This is a genomic window from Salipaludibacillus sp. CF4.18 (genome assembly GCF_051262595.1).
Classification (GTDB): domain Bacteria; phylum Bacillota; class Bacilli; order Bacillales; family Salisediminibacteriaceae; genus Salipaludibacillus; species Salipaludibacillus neizhouensis.
In genome coordinates this window covers 1-450 of record NZ_JBIMEV010000162.1, presented here as the reverse complement: position 1 = coordinate 450, position 450 = coordinate 1, and the positions used below count along the sequence as shown (strand labels likewise).

Below are 450 nucleotides of genomic sequence, written 5' to 3'. Positions count from 1 at the left end.
CCGTTTTTTCCCTGTATGAATATCAAGCACTTCCGAAGCTTCTTCAAACCAGCTGTCTGGTGCTTCATGCCCCCAGAATGTCTGGCGCATTGGATCATCTAGCTCCCAACGAATCGGTTTAAAGTCCGGATCACTTGTTAAATAATCTCCATTGTATAATTCGATACGGTGACCATCTGGATCTCTTAAATACAAGAAAAAGGCATTCGACAGTCCATGTCGTCCTGGTCCTCTTTCGATAGAAGCACCAAGTCCCAACGAAGCAAGCACATCACAACAATCAATTAAGGTCATCGGATCTTTGAGCCAAAACCCAACATGATGAAGGCGTGGACCCGGGCTATTCATAAACGCAACATCATGCACAGTCGGTTTACGGTGTAGCCAAGCAGCCCAGATTTTCTCTTCTTCTCCCACTGTGTATTCGGAACAAGCGAAACCTAATTCTTT

Annotated in this window: 1 protein-coding gene; it reads right to left on the bottom strand. The window is 45.1% G+C overall.

What is annotated here, in order from left to right; all coding sequences use genetic code 11:
• Nucleotides 1-450 (bottom strand): VOC family protein (locus tag ACHABW_RS25975; RefSeq protein ID WP_435759933.1); only part of this gene is annotated, 450 nt, incomplete at both ends.